Origin of the sequence: Pedobacter sp. (assembly GCF_041662865.1) — a bacterium.
In the GTDB taxonomy this organism is placed as follows: domain Bacteria; phylum Bacteroidota; class Bacteroidia; order Sphingobacteriales; family Sphingobacteriaceae; genus Pedobacter.
The window spans coordinates 23,821-48,389 of sequence record NZ_JBAZRL010000024.1; the positions used below are offsets into that span (position 1 = coordinate 23,821).

General features: G+C 35.2%; 20 protein-coding genes and 2 tRNA genes. 4 read left to right on the top strand and 18 right to left on the bottom strand.

Annotation, left to right across the window (positions count from 1 at the left end; translation table 11 throughout):
- Positions 1–103: 103 nt before the first annotated feature.
- A tRNA-Asp gene (locus WC622_RS09755) sits at positions 104–247 on the bottom strand.
- 49 nt (positions 248–296) lie between these two features.
- Positions 297–406 (bottom strand) — tRNA-Asp (locus WC622_RS09760).
- A 155-nt stretch (positions 407–561) separates the two neighbouring features.
- On the opposite strand from WC622_RS09760, the gene WC622_RS09765 reads away from it, so the two are divergent.
- Positions 562–1,035: an Lrp/AsnC ligand binding domain-containing protein gene (locus tag WC622_RS09765; protein WP_372819504.1), complete on the top strand. Its 474-nt coding sequence runs from the start codon at positions 562–564 to the stop codon at positions 1,033–1,035.
- A 121-nt stretch (positions 1,036–1,156) separates the two neighbouring features.
- On the opposite strand, the gene WC622_RS09770 is transcribed toward WC622_RS09765, so the two are convergent.
- The 10 genes from WC622_RS09770 to WC622_RS09815 all read right to left on the bottom strand — a co-directional run bounded on the left by WC622_RS09770 (position 1,157) and on the right by WC622_RS09815 (position 14,864).
- On the bottom strand, positions 1,157–3,457 hold the full coding sequence (locus WC622_RS09770; RefSeq protein WP_372819505.1) for a Tex family protein: 2,301 nt from the start codon (positions 3,455–3,457) through the stop codon (positions 1,157–1,159).
- 572 nt (positions 3,458–4,029) lie between these two features.
- On the bottom strand, positions 4,030–4,773 hold the full coding sequence (locus WC622_RS09775; protein WP_372819506.1) for a hypothetical protein: 744 nt from the start codon (positions 4,771–4,773) through the stop codon (positions 4,030–4,032).
- Between the two features lie 584 nt (positions 4,774–5,357).
- The gene (locus WC622_RS09780; protein WP_372819507.1) at positions 5,358–6,344 is read right to left on the bottom strand and encodes a pyruvate dehydrogenase complex E1 component subunit beta; all 987 of its coding nucleotides are present in this window, start codon (positions 6,342–6,344) and stop codon (positions 5,358–5,360) included.
- Between the two features lie 129 nt (positions 6,345–6,473).
- Entirely contained in the window at positions 6,474–6,833 is a 360-nt protein-coding gene (locus tag WC622_RS09785; RefSeq protein ID WP_372819508.1) for a bleomycin resistance protein, read from the bottom strand.
- Positions 6,834–6,836: 3 nt separating this feature from the next.
- Positions 6,837–7,286 (bottom strand): DUF6036 family nucleotidyltransferase, encoded by a 450-nt coding sequence (locus tag WC622_RS09790; protein ID WP_372819509.1) that lies wholly within the window; start codon positions 7,284–7,286, stop codon positions 6,837–6,839.
- A complete protein-coding gene (locus tag WC622_RS09795) occupies positions 7,286–7,486 on the bottom strand; it encodes a hypothetical protein (protein WP_372819510.1) in 201 nt (66 codons plus the stop codon). The genes WC622_RS09790 and WC622_RS09795 overlap by 1 nt, the downstream gene beginning before the upstream one ends.
- A 16-nt stretch (positions 7,487–7,502) precedes the next feature.
- The gene (locus WC622_RS09800; RefSeq protein ID WP_372819511.1) at positions 7,503–8,057 is read right to left on the bottom strand and encodes a GNAT family N-acetyltransferase; all 555 of its coding nucleotides are present in this window, start codon (positions 8,055–8,057) and stop codon (positions 7,503–7,505) included.
- Positions 8,058–8,211: 154 nt separating this feature from the next.
- Positions 8,212–11,079, bottom strand: coding sequence for a PD-(D/E)XK nuclease family protein (locus tag WC622_RS09805; protein WP_372819512.1), 2,868 nt, complete (start codon positions 11,077–11,079; stop codon positions 8,212–8,214).
- Between the two features lies 1 nt (position 11,080).
- A complete protein-coding gene (locus WC622_RS09810) occupies positions 11,081–14,302 on the bottom strand; it encodes a UvrD-helicase domain-containing protein (protein WP_372819513.1) in 3,222 nt (1,073 codons plus the stop codon).
- A 67-nt stretch (positions 14,303–14,369) separates the two neighbouring features.
- Entirely contained in the window at positions 14,370–14,864 is a 495-nt protein-coding gene (locus WC622_RS09815) for an endonuclease domain-containing protein (protein WP_372819514.1), read from the bottom strand.
- Positions 14,865–14,997: 133 nt separating this feature from the next.
- Between WC622_RS09815 and WC622_RS09820 the strand changes: the two genes are divergently transcribed.
- Complete coding sequence (locus WC622_RS09820; protein ID WP_372819515.1) at positions 14,998–15,498, top strand: thioredoxin family protein; 501 nt, start codon at positions 14,998–15,000, stop codon at positions 15,496–15,498.
- Between the two features lie 57 nt (positions 15,499–15,555).
- Here WC622_RS09820 and WC622_RS09825 read toward each other — a convergent pair whose 3' ends face one another.
- Positions 15,556–17,262: a glycoside hydrolase family 3 protein gene (locus WC622_RS09825; protein WP_372819516.1), complete on the bottom strand. Its 1,707-nt coding sequence runs from the start codon at positions 17,260–17,262 to the stop codon at positions 15,556–15,558.
- Positions 17,263–17,574: 312 nt separating this feature from the next.
- Here WC622_RS09825 and WC622_RS09830 point away from each other — a divergent pair, with 312 nt between their 5' ends.
- Complete coding sequence (locus tag WC622_RS09830) at positions 17,575–18,195, top strand: porin family protein (protein WP_372819517.1); 621 nt, start codon at positions 17,575–17,577, stop codon at positions 18,193–18,195.
- Between the two features lie 175 nt (positions 18,196–18,370).
- Entirely contained in the window at positions 18,371–18,544 is a 174-nt protein-coding gene (locus WC622_RS09835; RefSeq protein ID WP_372819518.1) for a hypothetical protein, read from the top strand.
- Positions 18,545–18,583: 39 nt separating this feature from the next.
- On the opposite strand, the gene WC622_RS09840 is transcribed toward WC622_RS09835, so the two are convergent.
- From WC622_RS09840 to WC622_RS09860, 5 genes are all read right to left on the bottom strand, one after another.
- Positions 18,584–19,252: an NAD-dependent epimerase/dehydratase family protein gene (locus tag WC622_RS09840; RefSeq protein WP_372819519.1), complete on the bottom strand. Its 669-nt coding sequence runs from the start codon at positions 19,250–19,252 to the stop codon at positions 18,584–18,586.
- A 305-nt stretch (positions 19,253–19,557) separates the two neighbouring features.
- Complete coding sequence (locus tag WC622_RS09845; RefSeq protein WP_372819520.1) at positions 19,558–20,307, bottom strand: carboxypeptidase-like regulatory domain-containing protein; 750 nt, start codon at positions 20,305–20,307, stop codon at positions 19,558–19,560.
- Between the two features lie 150 nt (positions 20,308–20,457).
- Complete coding sequence (locus WC622_RS09850) at positions 20,458–22,605, bottom strand: DPP IV N-terminal domain-containing protein (RefSeq protein WP_372819521.1); 2,148 nt, start codon at positions 22,603–22,605, stop codon at positions 20,458–20,460.
- A gap of 92 nt (positions 22,606–22,697) precedes the next feature.
- Positions 22,698–23,672, bottom strand: a complete 975-nt coding sequence (locus tag WC622_RS09855; protein ID WP_372819522.1) for a 2-hydroxyacid dehydrogenase — start codon at positions 23,670–23,672, stop codon at positions 22,698–22,700.
- Between the two features lie 447 nt (positions 23,673–24,119).
- Positions 24,120–24,569, bottom strand: a 450-nt coding sequence (locus tag WC622_RS09860; protein ID WP_372819523.1) for a pyruvate kinase alpha/beta domain-containing protein, incomplete at its 5' end; no start/stop codon positions are given.

The window sequence follows — 24,569 nt, forward strand, 5'->3', positions numbered from 1 at the left end:
ACAATCTGATCAAGAAAATCCTTAAATCCTAAAAATCCTGATCCACAAAAAAAGCGACCTGTACCTGGGCCGCTTTCCTTAACTAACTTATTATTTATAAAACTGGCTGTTGGGGAAGGAGTCGAACCTTCAAGGGGTAGTTAGCTGCAATTCAAAATTAATTTGTGGTCAACCCATAAATTGCGTTTGTCCCATAATCCCCACCACCGAGACAAGGAGGTGTGTCTGCCAATTTCACCACCCAACATTCTTTGTTAAGTTATATGTAATACGTTTTAAACGTAAAATCTAACTTGCTGTAGGGGAAGGAGTCGAACCTTCATAGAGTGGTTGTACCGTTACCGGATTTCCCATTTCCTCTACCACCGAGACAAGGAGGTGTGTCTGCCAATTTCACCACCCTACAGAGTATAAGCAAATGATTTAAAGAACTATTTTGTTGTACTTGCTTGATACAAACATAAGACAAATACCAAATATGTTGCAAATATTTTAATCATTTTCTTTTATTTTTACGATAATTGTAATAAATTAGCAGTATCAATAAAATTTAAGAAAATTATGCTTAAAAAAGAAACCCAAAATTTAGAAATTGACAACCTCGATATTCAGATTTTAACACAGTTGATGCACGATGCAACAAAACCGTATACAGAAATCGCAAAAGAACTCATCATTTCTGGCGGAACAGTTCACGTAAGGATGAAGAAATTGATAGATATGGGTATCATCAAAGGTTCTCATTTAATTATTGATCCTAAAAAAGCAGGTTTCGATATCACCGCCTTTTTAGGTATTTATTTAGAAAAAGGTTCTTTATATAAAGATGCGGTAGAACAGCTGAGCAAAATAAAAGAAGTAGTAGAATTACACTATACAACCGGTTCTTATAGTATGTTCGCTAAAATTACCTGCCGAGATACCGATCACTTACGCCATGTCTTGAATGAAGAAATACAAGCCGTAAAAGGAATACAACGTACCGAAACACTAATCTCCTTAGAAGAAAGTATTAAAAGGCAGATAGAGTTATAACCCAAGTCCGTCATTGCGAGGAACGAAGCAATCTCCATAAAAACAAACCAAAAAGGAGATTGCCACAATCATCACCGATAAAAAATCGCAGAACGATTCTCGCAATGAAGATGCCCCAAGTTTATTTAAACAATCCCTTCAGTTTCGCCAATTTCTCTTGCAAATCTCCATCTGCTTCTTTTTTAGCTTGCTGTTGAGGTTTTGCAACTGGCTGATTTGCTTTAGCCACAAAACTCTTTGCCCTCTCATCCTTCTGCTCGTAATGCTTTGATCTTTCAGCCTTAGGCTTTAAGCTTTCTTCCGTCTTCATCGATAAAGCTATTCTTTTCCTCGCTACATCAATATCAACCACTCTTACTTCAACAACCTGACTCACTTTAACCACCTCATTCGGGTTTGCCACATATCTATTTGCCAACTGACTAGTATGCACCAAACCATCCTGATGAACACCTATATCTACAAAAGCACCAAAGTTGGTAATGTTGGTCACAATGCCCGATAATTTCATCCCAGTTTTTAAATCTTCTATCGAGTTCACTCCATCAGCAAAACTAAACGCTTCAAACTGCTCACGCGGATCACGACCTGGCTTAGCTAATTCTTTTACAATATCTGTTAATGTTGGCAAACCAACCTCTGCGCTTACATAACGTTGCAAATTAATTTGCTTTTGCAGGTTTACATCTTTCATCAAGTCATCAACAGTACAACCTAAATCCTTTGCCATTTGGTTCACTAAATCATAACGTTCTGGGTGCACCCCACTTCTATCCAACACTTGTTTCGCATCGCGGATACGCAAAAAACCTGCAGCTTGCTCAAAAGCCTTATCACCCAAACGAGCAACCTTCTTTAAACTCTCCCTATTTTTAAACGCTCCATTCGTATTGCGATAGTTCACAATATTTTGCGCTAACGTATCGCCCAAACCAGAAACATACGCCAACACCTGTTTAGATGCTGTATTCAATTCAACGCCCACTGCATTCACGCAACTCATCACCGTATCATCCAAACTTTGTTGCAACTTATGTTGATCAACATCATGTTGGTATTGCCCAACGCCGATAGATTTCGGATCAATCTTCACCAATTCTGCCAACGGATCCATCAATCTCCTACCAATAGAAACCGCTCCACGAACTGTAATATCTTGCGTTGGAAATTCTTCTCTAGCCAAAGGCGATGCCGAATAAATAGATGCCCCACTTTCATTCACCATCACAACAACCACATCAGGTATTTTTAAGCCCCGAACAAAAGCTTCCGTTTCTCTACCAGCAGTTCCATTGCCAATAGCAATTGCTTCAATCGCATGTTTCTCGCAAAGCTGAGTAATTTGCCAAGCCGCATCCTTTAAATTCCCCTGTCCGGTATGTGGGTAAATTGTAGTGTTAACTATTAACTGACCTTGTTTATCTAAACAAACTACCTTACAACCAGTTCTAAAACCCGGATCAATAGCCAATACATTTTTCTGCCCCATTGGTGCAGCTAACAACAACTGACGAGCATTTTCTGCAAAAACTTTAATCGCTTCTTCATCTGCCTTTTGCTTAATCGTGGCTCTTAATTCAGTTTCCATAGCAGGGCGAAGCAATCTTTTATACCCATCGGTTATAGCCAATTGTACCTGATCTGCACACGCATTGTTAGCCGTAATAAACTGATTTTCTAATAACTCAATAGCAGCCTCATCTGGAGGAAGCACATCTAATTTCAAAAACCCTTCCTGTTCACCCCTCAACATTGCCAGTACACGGTGCGATGGTGCAGATTTAGCACCCTCTTCCCATTCAAAATAATCTTTATATTTAATTCCCGCTTCTTCCTTCCCTTTTACTAAAACTGTTTTATAAGTTGCCTTTTGCATAAAATGATGACGCATTTTAGTCCTAGCTTCCACATTTTCACTAATCAATTCGGCAATAATATCTCTAGCCCCCGCTAAAGCTTCAGTTTCATTCGCTACACCCTTTTTATCATTAATATAACCCGCAGCCTCTTGCAATGGATCAATTCTACTTTGTGCTAAAATGCGCAATGCTAAAGGTTCCAAACCTTTTTCCTTCGCTACCGATGCTCTGGTTTTACGCTTCGGTTTATAAGGCAAATAAATATCTTCTAAAGCGGTAATTGTTTTGGCTTCGTTTAGCTGTTTCTCCAAATCAGGAGTCAGTTTTTCTAACTCCCTAAGCGATTTTAAAATAGCTTCCCTACGTTTATCTAACTCTCGTAACTGTTGTGCTAAATCTCGTATAGCAGCAACTTGTACCTCATCCAAACTACCTGTTGCTTCTTTACGGTAACGCGAAATAAAAGGTACAGTTGCGCCTTCATCTAATAAGGCAAGAGTTGCACTAACTTGTTTAATCGAAATGTTTAATGCGCTTGCAATCGGTTGGAAATGTGTATTCATATATAGTTTTAGAACTGGCTAATTTAGGTAGATGATTACACAGATTAAAATGATTATGTAGTTAAGTTAATATTGACTACTAGTAAAGCTTGAACTTGCTCGTCTTCCCCGTGAAAACGGTCCCGTACGTACGGGAGTAAAACGATAAAAGCATAACCGCTAGATTAATTAAATTTGAAAAGCAAATGCAGTAACACCTATTAAAGTCAGCCCCGCTATTCACTACAATCTTTTTGTGCGAACGGTTCTCCGTCCTTTCAACCGTAGCGAAGAAATCTTTGGGCTGTGCCCTCTAGTCAAGATAACACAACACAAAAAGTATTTTCGTTGCTATCGGGTTTAGAGAGACTGGGCAGTACAAGCAATATCTTGCAAGATGCTTAATAAATCACCTCATATCATTTTATTTATCGGCTAATGTCTCACCTACCCGAAATCTACTTACTTCTACCTATTACTATATTTTCAGGTAAGTGAGAAAGATTTCTCCACTACGGTCGAAATGACGACCGTCTTAACCTAAAAATCCCCTAAGAAACCTTAGAGGACTTACATTCACCATTATTAAACTATCACTTCATCATTTTAAAAGCCAAACCAGAAATCTGTTTGTATTGCACACTACTCGCACCAAATAAAGATTTTACATACGTTTTTACATCCTGTGCAGTAGCCACTATTCCCGTTTCCACATTATACATTATATCATTACGCAACAACCGCACATTACTAAGTGCTATTTCGTTAGCAACAACTGTAGCATTTAACTGTTTAAGCGTACTGTATAATGAAGTTAGCGTAGTAACTTTCAGCTCCATTTCATTGGGTTTATATTGAGGAATAGAAGCAAGCAATTTTATTAGCTTATCAAAATTATCCAATATGCTATCATAGCTCAATTGCGATGTAGAAATCTGATTAACTACTTTTCCCTCACCTGCCAATACAGCTTTTTCCTCTGCTGTCAACTTAACCGATGCCCTTTTGCCCTGCAACTTCCTATTTAAAGTTGCCAAATTCTCAATAACCTGCGTCGGAGTATCAGTAGCTTTCAAGGCATTTAGCAAGCGAGTACCTAACTTATTTATAGGCTCAAACCCTATTTCCCGAGCAGCAACTGCATTACCTAAACTAGCCAATAATACGTGAAGTTCATTTATGGCATCTTTTGCTTTTACCACTTGCCCTTGCATGTTGCCGATATTAATAGACACTTTAGAGGGTTTATAAATGGAACCATAACCAATTATGTAAGCTATTAAAGTTTCAAAGTTTGCCACATTCTTTGCGTGGCCTGTTTCATAGATTTTTGACATTGTTTAAAATATAAATAGATAGTCTTGTTAATTAATTTCAAGGTATATAATTTTAATATCAGTCAAGAACAAGGTTTCTAGTCTTTTAGGGGCATATACTCCTACAAAAAGGAACCTGGCTAGTGCAAATTAGAACCTAGCATATACAAGTAGGAACCTAGCTTGTGCAAGTTAGAACCTAGCTTATGCAAGTAGGAAGCTGGCTTATGCAAGTTAGAACCTAGCTTATGCAAGTTAGAACCTAGCTTATGCAAGTAGGAAGCTAGCTTGTGCAAGTAAGAAGCTGGCCTATGCAAGTAGGAACCTGGCCTATGCAAATAGGAAGCTGGCTTGTGCAAGTTAGAACCTAACTCATGCAAATAGTAAGCTAGCTTGTGCAAGTAGGAACCTGGCCTATGCAAATTAGTACCTAGCTTATGCAGATTAGAACCAAGAGACATAGCGGCGGCGGCGGCTGAAAAAATAGAAAGATTTCTCCACTACGGTCGAAATGACGGAGTAAAAGGGAAACAAAAAATCCCCTAAGAAAACTTAGAGGATTATATTTTATGCGCTTCGATAACCTCAGCGTGACTAAATCAATACTATTTATTAACGTACATTACTTCTTTAACTGCTTTAATTACTCTTTCTGCATTAGGTAAACTAGCTGCAATAAGTGTTGGCGCATATGGAAGAGGCACATCTGCACAAGTAATACGTAAAATTGGAGCATCTAAATGATCGAATGCATTTTTCTGAACGTTAAACGTAATCTCCGAAGAAATTGAAGCCAATGGCCAAGCTTCTTCTACAATTACCAAACGATTAGTTTTCTTAACAGATTCGATAATAGTTGCATAATCAATAGGGCGAACGGTTAATAAATCGATCACCTCTACATTAATGCCATCTTTCGCTAACTCTTCTACAGCTGGGTTTACCACTCGAGTTAACATTTTACCAAAAGTTACGATGGTTACATCTGTACCTTCTTTAACAACTTGTGCTTTACCAATTTCTAAGGTGTATTCGCCTTCTGGTACATCGCCTTTATCGCCATACATTACTTCAGATTCCATAAAAATAACTGGATCTGGATCGTTAATAGCTGCTTTTAATAAGCCTTTAGCATTATATGGAGTTGATGGAACTACTACTTTTAAGCCTGGGCAGTTGGCAAACCAGTTCTCGAAATTTTGAGAGTGTTGTGCGCCTAATTGACCTGCATTACCTGTTGGACCACGGAAAACGATTGGCACTGAGAACTGACCACCGCTCATGGAAAGAATTTTTGCCGCAGCGTTTATAATTTGATCTATTGCTACCAATGAGAAGTTAAAAGTCATGAACTCTACTACTGGAATTAGGCCATTCATTGCTGCACCGATACCGATACCTGCAAAACCCAACTCCGCAATTGGCGTGTCGATAACGCGTTTGTCGCCAAACTCATCTAACATCCCCTGACTTACTTTATATGCACCGTTGTATTGCGCAACTTCTTCGCCCATTAAAAAAATGTTCTCGTTTTTACGCATTTCTTCGCTTAATGCTTCGCGTAGTGCTTCTCTAAATTGGATCTCTCTCATTGTTTATTCAAAAATTACCAAGCGCAAATATAACTATTGTATCGTAATAATAAAGTCTGTTTTAATTGGGCAGGCTAAATATTTTGTGACACAGAATTAAGTTCTCTAATAGCTTTAATCTGTATTATTTTATTCCTTCTCTTTAGAAATATCCTCTCCAAAATGGATGATATTTCCGTTATTATCTAAAATAGAAAACTGACGCATTTGCCATGGCATGTTTTTTAATTTCCCATTGGGATGTACAACGCCTTGCTTCTCGTACTCGGCATAGAGTTTATCAACCTCGGTTACATAAATATAACAGCCGGTGTTTTTTGGAATGCTTTCATCAGTTGTTGGCCACAAGTGAATTGATATATCATCTTTACTGAAGATTAAGTACCCATCCCAATTGTTGTGAAAGGTAAAACCTAATTTTTCTGTGTAGAACTTGATGGTTTCGTCGGCGTTTAAGGAGGCGAGAATTGGTGTTGCGGTTTTTAACATATGCTACAGATTTTGTAAATCATCTAAATCTTTTGGTCTTCCAGCAGCTTTTTTAGCACTAATTAAATCGTCTTTATGGATGGTTCTGATGACTAGATTATCGTCTTTAAAGTTTACTGCATTTTTAAAACTCTCTTTAAAATCCAGTCCTTTTACAGCCAGCATTAAATCTATTGCTGCTGGTGGATTCCCGAAAGTAAATACATCCCAGTTTTTATGCTTTAGAAAATTCTCTTCAGTCATATCGAAAACTGGCATACCAAATTGTAGAAAAGCTGCTTTTATTTTTTGATAATTATCTGACGTTCTTTCTACCCAAATATCGATATCTCCAGTTGTACGTGAATATCCATGTAGGATAACTGAAAAGCCACCAACTAAAATATACCTTACTTCATTATCATTTAAAGATTGAATGAAATCTCTGAAATCTTCATTAAAAATATTTCCCATTACTTTCTAGCTCGCACACTAAATTTGGTTCTATCTACTTTTGGAGGGTTATTTTCTGGAAAATTAAAAGCAATACTATTTAAGTAGTTTGCAATGCGCAATCTCTCTTGCCAAGTCAACGTATGATAATATTCAGCATGTGATTTTGTGGCTTCTTCTGCAGTATGCGCCTTAAATGCTGTCTTGTCTAAACGATACATAACGTAAAGATATAACTTATTTATTTTTCAGTAAGGAATAAATCTCACTGTCTAAAAATTTACCATTAAAATAATAATCTTCTTTAAAATAGGCTTCTTTTACAAAGCCATGCTTTACCAAAATTTGTCGAGAAGCATCGTTGCCCGGATTAATATTAGCTTGAATAGTATGCAGTTTCATTTCGTTAAAACCAAAGGCGATGGTTTTATTTAATGCCTCAGATATGATTCCTTTTCGCCAATAGTTGGGGTGCAACATATACCCAATTTCTGCTCTGTAATTGGCCAAATTTGTTCGCCAATAGCCAATGGATCCAATCATTTGGTTTGGGTTTTCTTTTAATGCAATTACCCAAGCTAAATGTTGGCCTTGTTTAAATCCCTCATTAAAGGTAGAAATAAATGTTTCTATATCTTGAATAGTCTTTGGTCTTTCACGATCGATAAAACGCATTACATTTTCATTAGTCCGCATTGCGAATAAAGTATCGGCATCAGCTAATGCATGTTCTCGAAGTAGTAATCTTTCTGTTTCTAAAACTGGGAAAGATGGAAAGTTGAGTTGAAGCATATTTCTACTTTGACAAATTTGTAGACAACTAGTTATTAATTAGTCAAAGTTATTTTATTCTTAAACTTTGACAAACTATTTGGATGGCGAGCTATAAGTTTGTCAAAGAAGCTATCCACATCTTCCATTTTGCCCTTTCCATCTTACATCCTATTTATTTCCCAAATAAAGTTTTATAAATAGAGTACTTATAATTATCTGGAATGGCACTAGCTACGAAATATGGGGCTTCAAATAATTCGGTTAGTTTTTTTCTCAGTTCTGCTAAAAACTCGGGTTTAATTTCTTCGAGGTAATCTCCAGATAAATTTTGTCTGCCAGATTTAAACCAAATCCCATCCTTATTCATTGTTTTAACTATATATAGATTTGGCTCTACACAAGTTTTACCAGCGTACTGCTCGTAAACATAGGTGTAAAGTAAAGTCTGAATTAGCGCTTTATTGATGTGTTTTCCATCCGAATCAAAAAGTGAAGGAATATCTTTAAAGGTTAGTTTATCACTTCCAGTTTTGTAATCTATAATTTTTGTAACACCATCTTTAACATCAACTCTATCTATATATCCAAATATTTTCACACTCGCTTCTTGTCCGTTAAGAGGAAAGGTAATTTCAGCTTCTACCTTTTGTTCTAAGCTGATGATGTTGAAAGGTGTCTGCTTTATATCTTGATCCAATATAATACTAACATATGCATCAACAATAGCCAAAATTACTTTCTGCATTCCCTTATATTCAATTACCTTATCAGGATGGTTGAACATAACAGCATTGAATGCTTTTTGTATCAGCCCTGGAACTAATTTTCTTCGTTCATTAATTCGTTCTGCTGTGATTTCTGCAACCCTTAAATCCTGATAGAAATATTCCATCACCTTGTGCAAAACTGAGCCAATTTCATTTGCTTCCACTATTGCACTTACTTCTTTTGGCTCTTTAATGCCTGCAATATAATTGAAGAAAAAATCAATCGGATTTGAAATGTATTGCGTTAAAGCCGATGGCGATAACACCTTAGTTTTATTAAGGTATTTTTGAAGTGTTTGTTGAATAAATTCGTTACTTGTCTTCTCAATCTGCACTTCCTTAAACGGCTCTGTTTTTATATCGAGGTTAAGTTCGTTGTATTTAAAATCGAAGCCACTTTCGAACTCTAATTGTTTTAGAATTCTGCTTGCTTCTCCAGAAGTGGATTCATCTGTTAAACTGTTATAAACAAAGTTGATATTCTTTGCCCTTTGCAATAAACGATACACCATATAGGACGAAATTGCATCTAAGTTTTCTAATACTGGCAAGCCATAAACTCTGCGGATACTATCTGGAATAAAGCTATTTCCGATAGATGATTTAGGGATGATGCCCTCATTAAAACCTAAAATAACAACTTTATCAAAGTTCAAATTTCTTGTTTCTAATAAACCCATTACTTGGATACCATTCAATGGGTCGCCAGCTAAGGGAACTGCTATTGCCTGCAAAGACTTTTGAACCAAATAGATCACAAAAGGTATTTCTTCGCTGCCAATGTGTTTACCAAAAGTATCGTTTAATCTATTTAACTCCTGAATGGTTTTCACAAACAATTCTGCATCAATTTTCTTTAACGTTTTTGCATTTGATAATCGAGTTAAAACGTAATCGAGCACTTCTAGTAAATAGTTAACTACATTTTCTGGCTTGTCGATTTTTTTATAGAAAACCTCAAATAATCCGCTTTGCTTTAACAAACGTTGATGGTCTATTTCTACAATGTTTTCATTTAGTAAAGCCGTCTGGATTTTATCTCTCATTTTTTGGCTTAAGCCAGATAATGGATGAGTGATAAAAGCTTCTACGTTTTTGTAGGAAACCTTACTGCTTTGCAAAATCTCTAACTGACTTGTTAACCATAAATCTGCCAAACCAAATATGCTTGATGTAGCCAATGCAAAACCCATTGTTACATTTAAATCGATTTCGTTTCCGTTATAGTTTGTTGGTATGGTTTGCAAAGTTGGAATAAGCAAACTTTCGTCCGCTAGAACCACCACAGTAGAGCCTAGTTCATCTTTTTTCTTATAGTCATCAACCAAAATATGGTTAAGAATTTTTGCTTGTGCAGATTGACCTTGTACTTTGAAAACATTAACTGAATGCTCAGTGGTTTTCATCAGACTTGTTTGGTTCTCAAACACATTTTTTAAACCCAACTGGTTGATGTTTTTCCTTAAGAATAAACCTGCTTCTTGCAAAGGGTCGTCCAAATAATATTCATCGGCGTCGAAATAAAACAGCGCTTTTTCTGCTTCTTGTAATTGGGTAAATATTTTAGCTTCAGCACTGCTTAATGCATTAAAGCCTACAAAAACAATTTTACCTTTCTCGAAGGTTTTTAAAAATTCTTGCTCGTTAATATTTCCTTCTGCCAACAGGCGATAAGCTTGCCCATTAGTGATATAATCTTGCGCTTTTAAAGCTTCATGAAACTTATGATAAAGCTTTGGCATTCTGCGCCACATCTTTATGAAAAGTTCCTGTTGTTTTTTATGTTTTCCTTCAGAATATGAGGTCCAGAATTGAGCTAAAAATTCATATTGCTCAGGACTTAAATAATCGAACTCTTTATTGATGATAGAAATATCTTCCAAATCTTGATACAGCTTTTCTGCATCAACCAAATCACTATCTATCTGACTAAAATCACTTAAAATAATCTTCGCCAATGGAAAAAATTTGTGACTAGAAATTGTTTCTAATTTCTCTTCAATCAATAGCTGATTATAGATTTTATGCAAGGTGAAAAATTGCAAATAAAAATCAGCAATCTTATATTTTGTTGCATTCGCAAAAAACTCTTGTATCGTAAAAAAAGACGGACTGAAAAATGGTTTTTGGATAATATCAGCTAAATGCTTCTGCAAATAGGCAGATGGTCTTTTGTTATTAAAAATGATGGCGCAATGTTGTAATTGCGAACCAAACTTCGCTATCAAATCTTCAGCAACTTCTTGTAAAAATGGTTTCGTTCTCATCTCCATATTAAACCAATTTTAACTTTCCACTAACTGCATAAAACAAGTAGGTTTTCACATTTTCAAACCCCATAGCCAACAATAAATTTTTGTAATTATCAATCTGCTCGATGTGTTTATCGCTCTCTTCTAAAGTGAATTTATAATCCAAAATGATTACTTCATCATCGGTAATTAAAACTCGGTCTGGCCGATGCAGTTTCCCCTTAGCATCAATAATATTTTTCTCAGTTATACTTTCCGTCGCTTTACTTAAAATTGCTTTCAAGTCTGCATTATTTAAAACCTCTAGCACAGCTGATTTCAAATCTGATTGTTCTTCATCTTGTACAATTCCTTGCAAAACCAATCCTGTGATGTACGTTTCAACTTCTTTTTCTGTACTGGCATTTGCCAAGATATCATGAAGTAGTGAACCTTTTCTTCCAGATTTTTCAATATTCACCAAATGCCTTAAATGTTTCTCTTCTGACGGAACATACAATTCAGATAACCGAGTGGTAGTTGGGTATGTCGCTAAACTGATAAAATTAGATTCCTCATCTTTGTTTTCAATCTTCACATAATCTTCAATCGCATACAAGTTATTTTCGTCGAAATCAGCATCAAAAGTGAAGTTAATTACATCGCCCATTGTAGAAAGCTTTGGTTCCTTTTTAGCCATTGTGGCGATGTATAAATAATCCTTAGACCTTGTTGTTGCAACATAAAGCATATTTAAGGCATCCATATTATTGTATAGTAATTCTTCGTAATATGCTTTTGAGATGGAAGAATTTGATAAGTCTTCCGTGTATTTTAAAGGAATGCCTCGCAACTCTTTGTAAATCGTATCTTCTGATGAAACCCAGAAAGTAGAATTCGCTTTCCCTTTAATTTCCCAATTACAAAATGGTACAAAGACAGCTCTAAAAGCCAAACCTTTAGATTTATGGATTGTGATAATTTGAATGGCATCAACTCCTTCTGGAGATGGTAAAGACTTTTTCACGCCATCTTCATCCCACCAGGTTAAAAAGGCAATAATTCCTTTTTCACCCATTCGACTTGCATTGGCTGTTAAATCTCTAAATGCTAACAAATATGGCAGATGTTCACTCAGGTTTTTTAAGCTATAACTTTCAATTAAAATCTCTACCAATTCTGGCAAAGGTAATTGCAACCAACTTTGCCAATTTTCGCACAAAGTGGATGGAAGAACACTTGACAAACTACTTAACGAAACAGCAGTTAAGTTTAAATAATGATTTGCGTTTGCTTCTTTTCCCTGTAACGAATGATAAAGCGCAATACAATTTGCTTTATATAATGCTGTTTGAGCATCTATGCCAATCAGCACTTTTAATGTATTGATGATTAATTGTATTGATGAATTATTTGAAATTAACAAGGCATCACCAGATAAAACTGGTAAATTTTGCTCCATTAACTGCTGAACAGTCAGCATCGCTTCGCTGTTAGAACGAACCAAAATAGCGATGTCTTTTAACGAATAATTCTGTTCGTTTTTTAGATAGTTGATTTCATTAATTACATCAGCTAAAGCCAAATCTCTAAAAACTGTTTCAGTAAATCTTGCTTCATTTGGCGCATCATCTTTTCCAAACTTCTTTATTTTTATCGTTCCACCTTTTAAGGTATTCGCTGCAAAATTTTGGGTTGATGCTCCGTAGATATCCGTAATAATTTGCTGGTAGTTTTGGGCTTGCCACCAGTCTGAAATACTTTCTGGTTTGCCTAATAAATTCTCATTTAACTCATTCTGCAAGGTTAACGGGATTTGGCGATACAAAAAGTTATTAAACGTAATGATGTTCTCCGTACTACGATAATTTTCAGCTAAACTATCTTCCAAAACATTGTGCGCACCAACATCTGTTTTGGCGTGTTTATGTAAAATATTCCAGTCGCCATTTCGCCAACGATAAATAGATTGTTTAGTATCGCCAACAATTAAATGGTCAATCACATCTGGATTTGGCGTAGCAATGGCATTAGTTAAAAGCGATTTGAAACTTCCCCACTGACTAGTCGAAGTATCTTGAAATTCATCGAATAAAAAGTTACGATATCGGTTTCCAACCTTCTCCCAAATAAATGAAGGATTGTCTCCTGCATCTTCTGTAATTCCAGAAATTAATTTTTGTGCATCGCTGATTAATAGGTTATCATTTTCTGCTCGATATTGTTTCAGTAATACTGCAATTTCTTGCATCAACCTTAGGTAGTACAGGTTTTTATTGAAAGCAATTGCTAAACTGTAGTTTGGTAAATGCGCTAAGTAATGAACTTTAATTTTATGTAGAATAGGATTTATGGTATCATAAACATCTGGCAGACTTACATTTTTTTGAAACCATTCTTCAGGCTCATCAATATATTTGAATAACGTTTCAAGGTGTGAGAAATCGCCTCTGGCAACTAAAATTATTTTCTTTAATCCGTTTCTAGATTTCCCTTTTAGGTCGTCTGTTTCAACTCCTAAAACATCCATCGCTTCGTTGGCTTCTGTTGCTAAAGCGATTATTTCTTCTTCAAAATTTTTAATCTCGGCTTTGGTAACACTGATGTACTTTTTGAATAATTCATCTATGTTTTCTAAGCCTAAATCTTCAACTGCAGTCTCGAAAATCTGAAAGCGTTCTGAGAAGATTTCACCAATTAAATTATAGAGCTCAATTTTGTAGTTCCAACTTTTATTATCGCTAATTCGCTCAATGGCTAAATCAATAATCCATTGTAAAAGTTGTTTGTTATGGTCTAAAGCTTCATCTAATTTGTTCACCAAATCATCTTTCACTTTATCATAATTCATCTCTAAATTATAATCGGCATTTAGGCCCAACTCAAACGCAAAACCACGAATTACTTTTTGCACAAAACCATCAATGGTACTTACTGAAAAACGGCTGTAGTCGTGAAGGATTTTACGGTAAACTTTTTCCGCCTTAAACTGCAATTCCTGTGCACTAAGATTTGGATAGGCAGCAAGAATTAACTTTCTGTAATCTTCAATTTTTCCCCTAGGATCTCCTTTTGCTAAGCCAACCAAAACCTCCAAAATTCTGGTTTTCATTTCTTCAGTTGCTTTATTAGTAAAAGTTACCGCTAATATTTCACGGTATTTATTTTCGCCACTAAAAAGCAGAGTTAGGTAATGCGCTGTTAAACTGAACGTTTTACCTGATCCTGCAGAGGCTTGAAGAATTTTGAGTGGTTTGTTAGGCATATATAATTCCCCTCTTGAGGGGTGCCCGCAGGGCGGGGTGGTTTAAATTTTATTATTAAGGGTGACTCTATCCTTTTACCCCATATTCTTTTACAATATAATCTTCTAATCCCATTAATACAAAATCCATATTTCTCATCACGTCATCTACTGTAATTCGATAAACTCGTAGACCTAATGAAATCAAATAATTGGCTCTTACTTTATCGTATTCTATTTTATCATCGTGACTTGCGCCATCAATTTCTATAACTAGATTTAGCTTTTTGGCATAGAAATCTACAATATAGTTTCCAACTATTCGCTGTCTATCAAAATCAAGTTGATGAAATCTTCCTTTTGTTATCTGCATCCAAAATAAAGCTTCTGGCAGGTTTCTAGCTTGGCGTAATGCTTTTGCTCTTTCTTTTAAATTTAGATTATATGGAAGTTCTAAAATAGGATTTAACTTTATTGAAACATCATTAATAACCACCCCGCCTTTCAGGCACCCCTCCAAAGGAGTGGAATTGCGAAATGCAGAACCTGCAGAGGCTTGAAGAATTTTGAGTGGTTTTGGCATATTAAAATACTTAACCCAAAGTACGTTTAAATCTTTAGAGTTGGAAAGCGGTTTTTCAACAATAATTTTACCCTACCAAAACACTAGTCTTTATTTTATTCTTTAATTTTGAGGCAAAATTATACTTTTAATTATGAAAAGATTACTTCTTATATTCTTTACGTTGTTTGTTGCTAGTGCAGGTTTCGCACAAACCGCAACAAAACCTGCTGTTCATCTTTACAACCCACAAGCTAATGCACAAGCAGATATTGATGCTGCCGTTGCAAAAGCTAAGGCAGCAAAAAAACATGTATTTGTTCAGGTTGGAGGAAACTGGTGCATTTGGTGTATTCGTTTTCACGATTTAGTTGATTCTACACCAGAGTTAAAAGATCTTCTAAATAAAAATTATGAGACTGTTCTATTGAACTGGAGCCCAGAAAACAAAAACGAGGCTATTCTTAAAAAATTCAATTATCCTGGTCGTTTTGGTTTCCCAGTATTTTTAATTTTAGATGGCGATGGCAAACTAATTCACACGCAAAACTCTGCGTATTTAGAAGAAGGAAATGGTCATAGCGTAAAAAAAATTACTGATTTTTTGAAAAACTGGAATTACGCAGCGTTACAACCTGAAAATAATAAATATTAGTAGTAACTATTATTAATAAAAAGGGAAGCACTTTTAGCAAGTGCTTCCCTTTTTATTTTATAGCCCATCACCATATTTAAAGAAATTGTTTACTGAAACTGGCAATTTACCAGTTGGCATTAATTGATTTTTAAATACTGATGCCGCAGCTTTTTGCATGAAATCTTCCTTTTGATACGCTACTAAAAGTGCCTTTGCATTTTCTAATCCTGGCATAGAAGCTAAATTATATGGATTAGCTAGTAATACAAATGCTGCATCTTTTTTAGCCATATCTGTCATAAACATTTTTAAATCTGCGCTTAAAACCATTCCATTTCCAGGTCTTAAACGTGTGTCTACAATGCTAATAATTACTTGATCTTCTGGCTGAATTTCTGATAATACTTTTGCAATTGAATTAGCGTTGGCAGTTTTTTCTAAGCTAAAAGCAATCGAATTTTTATAGGTACCAGACAATTCCTTTTGAAAAACAGTTGTATCTGGAGTTCCGATATTTATAATTACTGTTCTTTTATTAGGGGTTAATTGTTGTACAAACTCTCTTCCTTTTAGCAAAGTCATGCTCGCATCAGCTAATTGCTGTAAAAGCGCCATACTCTCTGGGCGATTTACTTCTGCAACTACATTATCTTCTTTAATGGTTTGTTTTACATTTAAACCTGCCCAATATTTAGCAGTCAGAATTTTCTTTACACTTTCATCAATGCGCTCCATTGTTAAACGCTGGTCTTTTATCGCCTGACGAACCATTTTAACCGCTCTTTTGCTATTTTCTGATAATTCTAAAATATCATTCCCTGCGATGATCCCCATTACATCGGCTTCGCCATCTTTAAAATATTTAACTACGCCTTTCATACCCATTGCATCAGAAATAATAATGCCTTTAAAACCAATTTCTTCTTTTAAGATGCCGGTAACTATTGGTTTAGATAAAGTTGAAGGCATATTTGGAGTTGCATCTAACGAGGGAATATTCATGTGTGCTATCATCACACCAGCTGCGCCTTTTTTTACTAATTCTTTAAATGGATACATTTCTAACGTATCTAATCGCTCTTTGGTGAATTTAAGTTGAGGTAAATCGAAGTGAGAATCTACATCAGTATCGCCATGACCTGGGAAATGTTTAATACTTACTAAAAGTCCACCATCTTGCATTCCTTTTAGGTAAGCTGCACCTTTTTCGGCAACATTATATTTGTTTTCGCCAAAGGAACGGTAATTAATTACTGGATTTTTTGCATTGTTATTTACATCTACATCAGGAGCTAAATTCATGTGCATGCCCACTCGTTTAAAGTCTTTGGCTACTTCTAAACCCATTTTATAGATCAGTTCTTTATTTTGAACTGCTCCTAATGCCATTTGATAAGGATATGCAATTGTGCTATCTAAACGCATCCCTAAACCCCACTCACCATCTGAGGCAATTAATAATGGTACTCGAGCTAATTTTTGATATTTATTGGTTAGTGCTGCTTGTCTACCTGGACCTCCTTGGAAAAAAACTAATCCACCTATGCGTTCTCTCCTAATTACCTTACCAATCGAATCTGTGAACGCTTTGCTTTTATTGGTATAAGCGGCAACAAAAAACATCTGGGCTATTTTTTGTTTTTTATTCAGCTTATTAAATACTGAGTCTACCCATTTTGGCTCTTGTTTTAATAGTTCAATATAAGGTGTTTGTTGTGCTTTTACTTGGGTTGTAATTAGGCCGGTCGCGATACTTAGGATATAAAACAGTGATTTTTTCATTTCTTACGATTGTAGATTGGGTATAAAATTAAGTAAAATATTAAGCTTAATGCAGCAGATGCGCATATAATCATAATCGCCAATATTAAATATTAAATAGATAATCCAAGTCATGAGCGAGTTATTGTATTAAATTTGATACACTTAAGTGGGTATTTTTTCGGTCTTCATTTTGCTTTAATAAAAGCCCAAACATGTATTAAATGGCTCGTAGTCAATTTATAACTATGTATTTTTAAAATTTTTAGTGCCCATTAAATCATTTTGGCATATTTATTCCTTAAGGGTAAGAAATCAAAATTGTAAAAAACGATGAAAAAAATAATTATTCTAGCAATTGGCTTGTTTATAACAGGCGTTGCAAATGCACAATCAACAGACAAGGCTATCCGATTAGGTATTAAAGCGGGTGCTAACTATTCTAACATTATTAAAGACGATGGAAACAACGATTTTAAAACCGATTATTTAGTGGGCTACCATGCAGGTATCACGTTAGATATTCCGTTACTGCCTAATTTAGCTTTTACTCCAGAAGCTTTATATTCTACTAAAGGTTACAAATCTAGCTCTACTTTTGGCGATTTTACTCAAACTACTCATTTTATTGATATTCCTATTTTAGCTAGCATTAAATTAGCTGAAGGATTAAATGTAGTAGCTGGTCCGCAAGTATCATTCTTATTATCTACTAATAATAAATTTGAGAATGGTTTTGGTACAGCTGAGCAACAAATTGTAGAAGATGATGCAGACCGTTTTAAAAAGAGCTTAGTAGGTGGTGTAATTGGATTTAGATATGACTTTAGCAATAAAGTTGGCATCAACGGTCGTTATGCTTTGGATTTCCAGAAAAATAACGAAAACGGAAGTACACAAACTCCTGAGTATAAAAACCAAGTATTTCAATTAGGTTTAGGTATTAAATTTTAAGTTAGCGATGGCGCAACTGCGCTTGTTAATTAAGGAAGACCGCCTTATAAAAGGCGGTCTTTTTTCGTTTAGTGATACTCCAGCTTACAAGGACATTCAAATTTCTTAAAACAATATCCTAATTGAAGAGTTATATTAACATCGCTCAACATAGTATTAACCTAAAATATATGTCATGAAAAATGTAAATACACCAAAGAACAACCCAACAGTACAGGGTGGTTCAAAAGCAGATAGGGCAACTCACAATATCAAATTGGATAAAAAGGAAAATGGCATTAGTAATGCCGGTGGGCAACGGTCAGATCAAACCTCAAATAAAGACAATCAACGGAAAAGAGGAGAATAATTAACAGAGCATCAGGTAACACTGGTGCTTTTTCATAACCTATTCTTGTGCCAATTCGATAATATCTTTTACTTCTAAAATTCTTCTCTCGTTATCAGATTTTAAAGTGTTGATCATGGCTAAACCTACTTCGTGTAGAGCTACAAAGCTGTTTTTATTTATAGTTTTTAAAATAGGGAACAGCCACATGAAAAATTTATAGAATTTATGTGAGTATTTTAATCCTTTGATTGGTTTTATAATCCCTGGTCGGAAATTAAATACTTGCGTAAATGGCAATCTCATTAAATCGTTTTCGGTTTTACCTTTTACAATTGCCCAATTTATGCCGCCTTGTTCGCTGCTGTTTGTACCTGACCCAGAAACATAACAAAAAGTCATATTGGTATTTAACTTGCTTAATGATTGAGCTACATGTAATGTAAGCGTGTGAGTTAATTTGAAATACAAATCTTTAGCCATCCCAACAGAAGATACACCTAAGCAAAAAAAGCAGGCATCATAGCCTGTTAATTGATTTTCTATGGAAGATAAATCGAAAAAATCTTGATGAATAATCTCTTTTAATTTAGGGTGGCTATATCCGCAGGGTTTACGATTGATAACCAAAACAGCTTCTATTTTTGGACTGTGCAAACATTCATATAGCACGCCTTCGCCGACCATACCTGTTGCGCCTGTAAGTATAACTCTTCCTTTTTTGTCCATCGTTTGTTTAATATAATAGCTAATTTAACTATTATTTATATTTGCTATACTAAACTATCAATTTATGCCCGAATTACTTTTATTATGTGTAATGCTAATTCCGCAAACTGTTGCCGGAGTTTTCGCAAAAAGCATGGGTAGAAATTTTTGGTTCTGGTTTTTTATTTCTTTCCTTATTCCTATCATTTCTTTAATCATTTGATGTTTTTGGATGATAAAATTGAACAACAAAAAGGCTATGGACTTGCGGCTCATGTTAATTTACCTAACTCATCAGATGAAGATAATGCTAAGTAAATTCAGTACTATGGTTTTACGAATTCTGCATACCTCTTTTTAATGTAAAGGATTATTTCATATTCATTTTGGCGTTTTGCTTCTTGAATTGTTGGTCGGTAGCGTTGCATAAAATTTTGCAAAGAATCTCCTTGTAAATGTGTAATCGATTCGATTTTCTCTTTCGAAAACACATAATCTACATAATTCTGTTCTTCATCTTTCAATAAAGTTTGTTTTAGTTTAGAAGTTGGTGTTTTGTTTTTACCTAACAAACTCAAAACTTGTAAAAAATTTACACTAACAATAGATGCTGTTGAACTTGGATTGATATTGGAAAATGGAGATTTATAGGATGGTGATTTTTGAATAAAAATATCACTAAAACTAGGTGCTTTGTAATTAAATACCGCCGCATATTCTTTTCTAAGATTTAAAGAATCTAGCTTATAATTTCTAGCGGCTCTAATAGTTACTTCTTTTAAACTAATTGTAGTTGATTTAAGGCTAATTCTGAGCGTGTCTTTAGGTGTTGAACTATTAATAGTTAACTCATACGTTTCATAACCCATACTTCTAAAACTAACCTTTTCGCCATTTTTAAGAGCGCCTATACTAAACTTTCCTGCAACATTTGTAAATGCAGTAGTATTTTTAGTAATAACCTGTACATGTTGGATAGGTAATTTTGTTGTACTATCTAGCACATACCCATTTACATTTTGTGCAAAAAGCTGATTAGAAAATAAAAGAAATGCTAAAATAAAAAGGGTTTTCATTGTTTTAATTCACCTATGCTAAATTAAATCTTAATTAGATGGGTATTAAAACTTTAACAGACCTTAACATTTCTTATTGCTACTTTTTAAATGACGAAGCCATCTTTCTAATAGGAAAGATGGCTTCGTTTTTTTCAATACTATGTAATATTAATTTCTAGGTCTTTGTGCCCCATCTAACAAATAATCTTTTGGTGGTTCCATATTTAATAGATTTTGTACAAAATAATCCCAACGTCTACGCATCATGTACGATGAGTATGGACCATAACCGTGTGCACTATTAGGAAAAAGTACTAAATCAAAACTTTTGTTAGCTTTTTCTAAAGCTTCTACTACTAACATGGTGTTAGATGGTGGCACATTATTATCCATCATACCGTGTGCTAGCATTAATTTTCCTTTTAGGTTTTTAGCATAGTTTTGGTTTGCTTGAGCTTCATAATTAGAATTTTCTACTAAACCATTGTAGCGTTCGCCCCAATCATCCTCATAGTTACGGTTATCGTGGTTTCCTGATTCAGCTATACCTACCTTAAAGAAATCTGGGTAGCGGAACATCGCTGCTGCAGTTGCAAAACCGCCTCCCGAGTGGCCCCAAATACCTACTTTATTAGTATCAATCGGATATGTTTTAGATAATTGTCTAATAGCTGCGATTTGATCTGGCAGCGTATTTTCTGCCATGTTACCATAACTCATATCGTGGAAACTTTTAGAGCGGAAAGGATTGCTTGTGCCTTCAATTACCACTACGATAAAGCCTAATTCGGCTAATGCCTGATGATCACCTCTCGATGCTGAAAACGACCAACTACCTACACTTCCGCCTTGTGGACCTGGGTAAATGTAATCGATAACTGGATATTTTTTATTCGCATCCATTTTGGTTGGCGTAAATACCAAGCCATAGATATCTGTTGTACCATCACCCGCTTTTACATTTACTGAAATTGGAGCCTTCCAGCCTGTAGCTGCTAATCTCGAAACATTTGTTTTTTCTAAACTAGTTACCAATTTCCCTTTCATGTCTCTGTAAGCCATTGTTGCAGGTGTTTCTGGGGTAGAATACGTATCTACAAAATAGTTATTTGATGGAGAGAAAGTAATGGTGTGATTTCCTTGATCTGGGGTTAATAGGGTAAGATTTTTACCATCAAAACCCACTTTATATAAATAACTAAAATATGGATTTCCTGGCTCTCTACCGTTACCCATAAAATAAAGCACTCTATTTTTTTCATCCACCCTAAGCAATTTTGAAACTAACCAATCGCCTTTTGTAATTTGATTTTTTAGTTTTCCTGTAGTGGAATCATATAGGTAAAGGTGTCCCCAATTATCTCTTTCAGAATACCAGATAATTTCTTTCGAACCTGGTAAATAACGCCAGTTGATTACACCACGTCCTGATTCGAATTGTGTTTTCACAGTTTCTTCAAATACTTCGCGAACAGCTCCAGTGCTAGCATCCGCAATGCGAAATTTCTCTTGTTTGTGATCTCTTGATGTAGATAAAAACGCCATTTCAGAACCATCTGCTTTCCAATCGATATCATCGAAAGTACCGCTACTTGCGATATCATCACTTAATGTAGCTCTATGCGGATCTGCAGGGATATTTAAGCTAACTACTTTTGCATTTTCTACATCGATAATTACTCTTCTAATCGTAGCAATAACTTTATCGCCTGGCAAAGGATATTTCCAAGCTTTTAAAACTGGCGCACCAACATTAGTAGTTACCAAATACATATCGCTCACATTTCTTTGGTCTTGTTGAAAAGTGGCTACTTTTTTCGAATCTGGTGACCAACGAACAATTGGCCCATCACTCATTGTCCAACCAGCATTATCAGTTGCATAACCGTAATTTTTAATGCCGTCGGTAGTTAATTGTGTTTCTTTTTTGCTCTCAACATCTCTAACCCACAAATTCCAGTCTTTAATAAATACTGCTTTTTTGCCATCGGGCGAAACCACCTCATTTCTATTGCCAAAGCGTCTTCCACCTTGTGCAGGAGCAGTTTCAGCCGTATATTCGGTCGTTAATGTTTTTGTTTTTTTACTTGGATCTACCAAAAAAGTTTGATTTCCGCTTTGATTTCTTACTGTATACCAAAATTTATCATTGTCCAACCAGTTTAATCTTCCTGGCGTTCCATCAATAAATTTTTCAGTATTGTAACTCATAAAGCTCTCGGCTCTTTCATAGTCCTTTGCGGTAAGACTACCTTGTTGGGCATTGGCAGCAAACGTTAGTACGATTGCTGATGCCGTAAGTAAATATTTATTCATAATTTATTTTCTTATGCGATAAAAATAAGATGTTTTCTATTTATTGATTTCAACGTATTAGGAATAATACATTTAGGCAAAAATTTACAATGCTAGTCGTAAACTTCCTTATTAATAACTTGTGGCATTTTTTGATTATTTAATGCAGCGATAATATTTCTTGCTGCCATTAATGCCATTTGATCTCTAGTCTCTACTGTCGCAGAACCAATGTGTGGAAGCACGCACACATTTGGCAAATTAAGTAAGGGGTTGGTTTTATCCATTGGTTCTGGATTGGTTACATCTAAACCCGCTCCCCAAATGGTTTTGCTCTGAATAGCTTCAATTAAATCTTTTTCATTATGTACCGCTCCTCTTGCCGTATTAATAAACAGTGCAGATGACTTCATTTTCGAAAAAGCTGTTTTATCAAAGATTTCTCGAGTTTCGTCAGATAGATTGGCATGTATAGAAATAACATCGCTCTGCGCTAATAGCTCATCAAAAGAAACGTAAGTTGCACCTATTAAATCTTCCGCTTCTTCGTTTCGTTTTCTATTGTGATAAATAATTTTCATTTCATAAGCTGCCTTAGCTTTTTTTGCTAATTCAATGCCTATTCTACCTAAGCCAAAAACACCTAAGGTTTTACCGTATAATTCAATACCTAAATCTGCAGTCGGTTCAAAATTTTTCCAACTACCTTGCTCAATTTTTTTATGCATATTAAATGCATTACGAGAAACGGCAAGCATTAATAAAAAAGCTATATCAGAAGTAGCTTTGCTTAGCACATCAGATGTATTGCTAACAGGTATTTTATACAAATTTGCTGCGTTAATATCCACATTATCATAACCAACACTCATTAAAGCAATGCATTTTAAATGGTTGCATTGTTCAAAAAAATTGGAATCTAATTGATTTCCTCCTACACTTACTACTGCATCGTGCTGTTTCGCTAAGTTGATCAGCTCTGTTTTTGTCAACGTAACTGTCTCCGAATGAATTGTAAGCGTATGTCCTGCTTCTTCAAGTAATTGAATTCCTTTTTGAGGTATCTTTCTAGTAATTAAAATCTTCATTTCGATAGGAAAAATACGATTAATATTTAATTAAATAGCGAAAGTAAAATGCGGAGAAAGAAGGATTCGAACCCTCGATAACGTTGCCGGTAAACCTGCTTTCCAAACTGGCTCATTCGAGCACTCTGGATCAAGCGTAAAACTCGTTTAGCAAGGTGAACAAATTAAGGTTAAGTTGAGGTCATCTTAATAGTAAGTCCGCATCTAGTCCGCGTTGTTATGTAATAATGCGGACTAGATGCGGATTTATTATGGTCTTAATATAACCTTAACACGAAGCAAATAAGAACTTAAATTCTCTTCCAACTAGTATATGTTTACAGGCAAAAATCAAAAAAGCTTTCCACAACTTTTTGCTTTCCACCACTCTCGCATCTTTCCCTTTTTCTTGAAAACAAAAAATGCCCAAGCAAAGCGAGGGCATCTCATTATTATATTTGGTTAGATTTAGTCTATAACTGTAATTTTAAGCATGTTTGTTTTGCCTTTAACTTCCATTGGTATGGCAGCTGTATTGATAATTACATCACCTTTTTTAATTAGTTTTTTCTTTTTCAAGAAATCGTTAACCTCAGTAATAGTATTATCGGTGCTCTCAAATTTATCATAAAAGAAGCCTCTAACGCCCCAAACCAAGCTCAGCGTATTTAATAATGCTTCGTTACTTGTAAAAATAAATATTGGCGATTCTGGTCGGTGACTAGCAATTTCAAAAGCAGTATAACCACTCAGTGTCATTGAAACGATACCCACAGCATTCGTTTGCTTAGAAAGAAAACAAGCAGAATCGCAAACTGCATCGCTTAAGAAACTATCTGAATTTGCTTTTAAAAATTTCTCTGGATGGAAAGGATAACTGTTATCTTCAATGTTAGAAATGATTTTTTGCATCGTTTC